The 6,876-nt window shown below is 71.3% G+C and carries 5 protein-coding genes; 4 read left to right on the plus strand and 1 reads right to left on the minus strand.

Going from position 1 to position 6,876, the window contains the following annotated elements; translation table 11 throughout:
* Positions 1–66: 66 nt before the first annotated feature.
* Positions 67–1,281, minus strand: coding sequence for a helix-turn-helix domain-containing protein (locus ACFU6I_RS21895; RefSeq protein WP_384369225.1), 1,215 nt, complete (start codon positions 1,279–1,281; stop codon positions 67–69).
* A gap of 126 nt (positions 1,282–1,407) precedes the next feature.
* On the opposite strand from ACFU6I_RS21895, the gene ACFU6I_RS21900 reads away from it, so the two are divergent.
* The 4 genes from ACFU6I_RS21900 to ACFU6I_RS21915 all read left to right on the plus strand — a co-directional run bounded on the left by ACFU6I_RS21900 (position 1,408) and on the right by ACFU6I_RS21915 (position 6,783).
* Positions 1,408–1,986 (plus strand): urease subunit gamma, encoded by a 579-nt coding sequence (locus ACFU6I_RS21900; RefSeq protein WP_384369228.1) that lies wholly within the window; start codon positions 1,408–1,410, stop codon positions 1,984–1,986.
* The gene (locus ACFU6I_RS21905) at positions 1,983–3,671 is read left to right on the plus strand and encodes an urease subunit alpha (protein ID WP_384369231.1); all 1,689 of its coding nucleotides are present in this window, start codon (positions 1,983–1,985) and stop codon (positions 3,669–3,671) included. The genes ACFU6I_RS21900 and ACFU6I_RS21905 overlap by 4 nt, the downstream gene beginning before the upstream one ends.
* Before the next feature lie 83 nt (positions 3,672–3,754).
* Complete coding sequence (locus ACFU6I_RS21910; RefSeq protein ID WP_384369234.1) at positions 3,755–5,455, plus strand: amidohydrolase; 1,701 nt, start codon at positions 3,755–3,757, stop codon at positions 5,453–5,455.
* A complete protein-coding gene (locus ACFU6I_RS21915) occupies positions 5,452–6,783 on the plus strand; it encodes an MFS transporter (protein ID WP_384369237.1) in 1,332 nt (443 codons plus the stop codon). Before ACFU6I_RS21910 ends, ACFU6I_RS21915 begins: the two co-directional genes overlap by 4 nt.
* Positions 6,784–6,876: the final 93 nt, after the last annotated feature.

Here is a 6,876-nt window from a genome sequence, read left to right on the forward strand (position 1 = left end):
TCGGCCATGGCCGGCAGCCGTTCGGCCGCCCAGTGGTAGACGCGCGGACGGTTGCACCGCGGGTGGTCACACGGTGCGGCTGCGGGCGCATTCCAGGGCGAACAGAATCGCGGCCGCCTCCGTCGGCCTGGTGGGGTGGAGGCCTGTGAGCTCGGTGAACCGGCTCAGCCTGTTGAGCACGGTGTTGCGGTGGCAGTACAGCTCGCGGGTAACCGCTGCGACGGACCCGGACCCGCAGTACGCGACCACGGTGTCCAGCAGGCGCTCGCGCTCGTGCGGAGGCAGCCGGTCCAGATCGGACAGCACCGAGTCGGCCAGCATCCCCGCCATCGGACCCAGCCGCGCCGCGGCCACGGGCATCCAGGCCTCGACAAGGGTCACCGGGTGGGCCGTCCCTCCGTCGATCGTCGTGGCGATCGTCTCGGCTACACGCACCATGTCGGGGACGCGGGCCAGTCCGCGTGCCACCGGCCCGACCGCGCATGCTACTCCGTCCAGCCAGGCGGGCGGGGGTGCGTCCGCCCCCTGTGGCAGCCTGGCCACGAGCACCAGCATGCCGTTGTGCTGCTGCAAGTGGGCGGACTGGCCCGTCAGTCGTGCCGTGACGGCCCTGCGCAACTCCTGCTGCGACTCGGGCGGCGCGACCGCCACGGCGAACTCCGACTGTGCGTTCACTTGGAGGAGGGTGGCCACCTGCGCGACGAGTTGCTGGTCGCGGCCGTCCGAGGACAGCAGCCTGCCCATGAGTGCGGCCTGTTCGCGTTCCTGCTCGCGGGCCAGCACGGCGACCTGGTCCAGGTAGGCGGCGTGCACGTGCACGGTGTGGAACTCCACGGCTTCCCACACCCGCACCGCCCCGCGCGTCAGCTGCAGCTGGTCGTGCGGGCGGGTGCGTTCGAGCATCGCGGTCCACAGCACGCGGAAATCCATGCGTACCGCCTGCAGGAGCCGTTCCAGGGGAACGCCCTGGTGGGCACGGCGGCGGCCGAGCCGGTCCGGCACCTCGCGCAGGTCCTCCGGCACCGGCAGATCACCGATCAGGCGCAGTAGCAGTTCGAAGCAGGCCCGGGCGGTCTCACGCAGGTCCTCGGGCGGGACCGTGGCCTCGTAGCCGTCGAACGCGGAGACCTCCGGAACGTAGCGCCCGACCAGCTCGTCCAGGTCGTCCAGGCAGTCGCGCACGAGGGTGCGCAACTCGGGGGGAACCGATGCGCCCATGTCAGCGCCGGGCTGGGCGGCGGGGGCGCGAACGGGACCGTCAATGCGCGGTGGATTGTGCATGTGCCCATTATCGCTGCTCCGGCACGCAGCGTTTTGGCATTGTTCACGCTCTCCTGCCAGGGCATTGTGCTGTGCATGCCCCGCTGCGCGGTCAAGGGGCCGTGCACGATCTCGAGGGGAATGCCCATGCACTTGACTCCACGCGAGCAGGAACGTCTGACGCTGTTCTCGGCCGCCGAACTCGCACGGCGGCGGCTGGCCCGCGGTGCCCTGCTCGGTGCGACCGAGGCCGTCGCCCTGGTGTGCGACGAGGTCCTGGAGATGGCCTGGGACGGCGTGCCGCTGGAGACCGTTGTCGTTCGTGCCCGGGAGGTCGTCCCGCGCGAGCAGCTGCTGCCGGGAGTTGCCGGGACTGTGCCAAGCATCCAGGTGGAGGCGCTTTTCCCGCATGGCTCCACGCTGGTCCACGTCGCAGACCCGTTCGGGCCGGCCGGGCCGAGCGACCCAGGCGCCGTGCTGGCCGTCGAGGGCGAGAGGGACCTGGCTCCCGGCCGTCGGCGCAAGGAGCTTCAGATCACGAACCGGGGTACCCGTGCGGTGTGGGTCTCCTCCCACTTCCCGCTGGAGGAGGCGAACGCCGCTTTGGAGTTCGACCGCGAGGCCGCCTGCGGCCACCGGCTGGACGTCCCGGCCGGGACGTCGGACCGGTTCGAGCCCGGTGCGACCCGCACCGTCACCGTGGTGGCACGAGGAGGAAACCGATGAGCCGGATGTCCCGGCGCGCGTACGCGTCCCTGTACGGCCCGACCACGGGTGATCGGATCCGGCTGGCCGACACCGACCTGTGGGTGCAGGTGGAGGCCGACGACACCGAGCCCGGCGAGGAGATGCTCGGCGGCTGCGGCAAGACCGCCCGCGACGGCATGCTCGTGGCCGGTCGCGCCCCGCGGGAGAGCGCTCTGGACATGGTGATCCTCGGCGTGGTCGTCATGGACCCGCTGCTCGGAGTCCGCAAGACCAACATCGGCATCCAGGACGGCCGGATCGTCGGCGTCGGGCGGGCCGGCAACCCGGAGAACAACGACGGCGTCGAGCTCGTCGTCGATTCCCACACCGCGATGATCAACGGCCAGGGACTCATCGCCACGGCCGGGGTCGTCGACTCCCACGTCCACCTTTCCAGCCCCGAGGTGGTGCCTGCGGCACTCTCCGCAGGCGTCACCACCATGGTCGGCATGGGCATCGGCGGTGTGTGGGACGTCGGCGCCAACCCCGCTTACAACCTGCACAGCCTCATCGAGGGCTGGCGCGACGCCCCGGTCAACGTGGCGTTCCTCGCCCGCGGCTCCTCCTCCTCGCAGGAGCTGCTGGAGCGTGCGGTCCTCGCCGGCTCCGGCGGCTTCAAGATCCACGAGGACTGGGGGGCCACGCCTCGCATCATCGACACCTGCCTGGGCGTCGCGGAGGAGGCCGACCTGCCGGTCGCCCTGCACACCGACACCCTCAACGAGTCCGGCTACCTGGCCGACACTCTCTCAGCCACCCGCGGACGCACCGTGCACGCCTACCACGTCGAGGGCGGCGGCGGCCACCCCGACCTGCTGGAGATCGTCTCCCAGCCGCACGTGCTGACCTCCTCCACCACCCCGACACTGCCGCTGACCCCGGCCACCGTCGCCGAGCTGCTGCCCATGACGATGACCGTCCACGGCGGCCACCACGGGGTGGAGAGCGACGTGTCCATCGCGGCGAGCCGAGTGCGCGAACACGCCATCGCCGCCGAGAACGCCCTGCACGATCTCGGCGCGATCAGCATCGTCAACTCCGACTCCATGGGCATGGGCCGCATCGCCGAGACCGCGCGCCGTACCTGGCAGCTCGCCCACGTCCAGGCCCACCTGGCCGGGCAGACCGGTGCGGACTTCGTCAACAACGAACGGGTGTTGCGCTACCTGGCCAAAATCACGCTGAACCCCGCGATAGCCCACGGCATGGCCTCGGACGTCGGCTCCCTGCGACCCGGCAGCATCGCAGACATCGTGCTGTGGCGCCCCGCCACCTTCGGCGCGCAGCCGGAGCTGGTGCTCAAGTCCGGCTTCGTCGCCTGGGGGCTGTCGGGATCGGGCTCCGGCTCCACCCGACTGACCCAGCCGCGGGTGATGAAGCCCTACTTCGGCGGCCTGGGCGGGGCTCCGCGCCGGCTGTCCACGGTCTTCGTTTCCCAGGCATGCCTGGACGACCGCGGCTGCGCCGATGCCCTCCCCAAGGGGGTGCGCTACACGGCCCTTAGCAACAGCCGCGGCCTGACCCGCGGCGACATGGTCGCCAACACTGCCGTGCCCACGGTGCAGGTGCCCACCACGCCCGACCCGGTCCTCGTCGACGGCCGCCCGGTGGACATCCACCGCGCCACCGACCTGCCGCTGACCCGCCTGCAGAACCTCGCCTGAACCGGCCACGGCCACCCGGCCCGGCCAGAACCGAACCCGACCGCACCGAACCGGTCCCCGCCCGCCCATCCGAAAGCCGCTCCATGCTCGATCTCAAACTCCGCAACGCCCGTATCCGCACGGTGGACGACCGCCATCCCGGCGCCCGCACCCTCGGCGTCCTGGCGGGGCGCATCGTCGGCCTCGACGAGACGGTCGAGGACCTGCCCGCGCGCACCGTGCTCGACTGCGGCGGCGCGGTCGTCGTCCCCGGATTCGGCGACGCCCACAACCACATGGCCTGGTTCGGCCAGTCCCTGGGCGAACTCGACCTGAGCACGGCGACCAGTCTGTCCCAGGTCTACGACGCCGTCGCCCGCCGCGCGGCCGGCCTGCCGGCCGACGCCTGGATCGTGGGCTCCGGGTACGACGACACGGTCATGGGCGGACACCCTCACCGCACGGAACTGGACCGGGCCGCCGACGGGCGGCCGGTGTGGCTCAAGCACCGCTCCGGGCACATGTGCGTGGCCGGCAGCGAGGTGCTGCGGCGTGCCGGCGTCCTCGACGGGAGCGTGGACACCCCCGAGGGCGGGGTCGTGGTACGCGACGGCGACGGCACCCCGACCGGGCTGCTCCAGGAACGGGCCCAGTCTCTGGTCACCGACCTCGTCATGCCCTACCCGGTGGCCGACCTGGCCGACGCCCTCGGCCGGGCGAGCGAGGTCTACGCCTCGGAGGGCCTGACCCATGTGGTGGAAGCCGGGATCGGGCTCGGCCTCATCGGCCGCAGCCCCGTCGAGGCCGCCGCCTACCAACTGGCCCGCGAACGCGGCACGCTGCGCACCCGGGTCGAGCTGATGGTGGCCGCCGACAACCTGCACGCCCTGCAAGCGCACGCCGACGACGGCATCACCACCGGAATCGACCTGGGACTGCGCTCCGGCTTCGGCGACGACCGGCTGCGCCTGGGCCCGATGAAGATCTGGCTGGACGGATCGCTGATCGGCCGCACGGCTGCGGTCTCCGAGCCGTTCTGCGGGCACGACCACGCGAGCGGCGTCTACCAGAACAGCCCGGAGGAGATGCACCGGCTCGTCGTCGACGCCCACCGGGCCGGCTGGCGGGTGGCCGCGCACGCCATCGGCGACAGCGCCGTCGACCTCGCCCTGGACGCCTTCACCGAGGCTCAGCACATCCTGCCCCGCCCGGACGTGCGGCACCGCATCGAGCACTCCGGGGTGGTCCGACCCGACCAGCTGGACCGCTACGCCGCGCTCGGCGTGGTCCCGGTGCCGCAGCCGCGTTTCCTGTACGAGGTGGGCGACAGCATGGCCGAGGGACTCGGCCCCGAACGCACCCTCTGGATGTACCGGCACCGGTCCTTCCTCGACCGGGGGATCCGGGTGCCGGGCAGTTCCGACCGGCCGGTCGCCCCGGGCGCCCCCCTCCTCGGCATCCAGTCCATGGTCGAGCGCCTCAGCCGGGCGGGCACAGTGCTCGCCCCGGATGAGCGGGTGAGCGCGGAGCAGGCCCTGCGGGCCTACACCATCGATGCGGCGTGGGCCAGCCAAGACGAGGACCGTCGCGGCAGCATCACGCCGGGCAAATTCGCCGACTTTGTCGTACTTTCCGATGACCCTGTCAGTGTCGACAGTGCTCGGATTGGCGCCATCGACGTCCTGGCCACCTTCGTGGCCGGGGAATGCGTCCACGGCGCCGACTCACTCGGGGACATCGCAGCCGCGGATGGTCCCCTCTCTACGTCCGGATCGCCCCGGCCGCACGCAAGGAGTCACACATGAGCACAGTCGGTCAGGTCACCCCAGGGGCTCCGCCGGGCACGCCGGCCACAGCGACCGGCAAGGACGCCGGGCGGGTCGCCTTCGCGGCCTTCGTCGGCACGGCACTGGAGTGGTACGACTACTTCCTCTTCGGCACCGCCTCCGCCATCGTTTTCAACCGGCTGTACTTCACCACCCTCAACCCCACCACGGCCACCCTGGCATCCTTCGCGACCTTTGGTGTCGGATTCGCCGCCCGACCGATCGGCGCACTCGTCTTCGGCTGGCTGGGCGACCGCATGGGCCGCAAGCCGACTCTGCTGATCACCGTGGTGATGATCGGTATGGCCACGGGGCTGCTCGGTGTGCTGCCGGGCTACGCAACCATCGGCATCGCCGCGCCGCTGCTACTGGTGCTCCTGCGCCTGGTCCAGGGCATCGCCGTCGGTGGAGAGTGGGGCGGCGCAGTCACCCTGGCCGTGGAGCACGCGCCGCCGGAGAAGCGCAGTTGGTACGCCGCACTCCCCCAGGTCGGCTCTCCGGTGGGCACCCTGCTCTCCTCCGGCGCCTTCTCCCTGGTACTCCTCCTGCCGTCCGGGTCCTTCGACTCCTGGGGCTGGCGTCTGCCGTTCCTACTCGCCTTCCCGCTGATGGGCATCGCCGTCTACATCCGCCGCAGGGTGGAGGAGTCGCCGCTCTTCGACGAGATGATGGAGCACAACGAGCAGGCCAAGGTGCCGGCGCTCGACGTCTTCCGCAAGGCCTGGGGCCGACTGCTGATCGCGATAGCCTCGGCAACCCTGGGAGTCGGCGGGTTCTACATGCTGACCACCTTCATGATCAGTTACGGCGCCGACACCCTGGGACTGCCGCGGTCCCTCATGGTCAACGGAACGCTGGTGGCGGCAGTCGTCGAGATCGCGGTGATCATCGTCGTGGGACGCATGGCGGACCGCCTCGGCCCCGGCCGGGTCATGCTGTGGGGCGGCCTCTTCAGCGCCGTCCTCGCCTTCCCGGTCTTCTGGCTGGTCGAGACCAAGAATCCCTTCGTGGTCGTGCTGGCCATGACAGTCGGCGTCGCGGTGCTCTCCATCGCCTACGCGGTGTCCGGGGCGCTGCTCGCCGACCTGTTCCCGGCGCAGCTGCGCTACACCGGCGTGGCGCTGTCCTACAACCTCGCCGGCGCACTCACCGGCTTCCTGCCGTTCCTGGCGACTGCACTGCTGGCGGCCGGCGGCGGTGCCTCGTGGCCGGCGGCCCTGCTGCTGATGGTCCTGTCCCTGATCACCGCCCTTGGCGGACTCCTGGGCGCGCGGATGCGCGAGAAGGACAACGTCACCATCGTCTGAGCCTCGCCAGCCCCTGTCGCCCGGACCGCCCCGTGCGCTGCCGACGGTCCGGGCGAACCACACCGTGCGGCCCGCTGCCTCCTCGTGCAGCGG

It is taken from the genome of Streptomyces sp. NPDC057486 (assembly GCF_042802415.1).
Taxonomy (GTDB): domain Bacteria; phylum Actinomycetota; class Actinomycetes; order Streptomycetales; family Streptomycetaceae; genus Streptomyces; species Streptomyces yanii.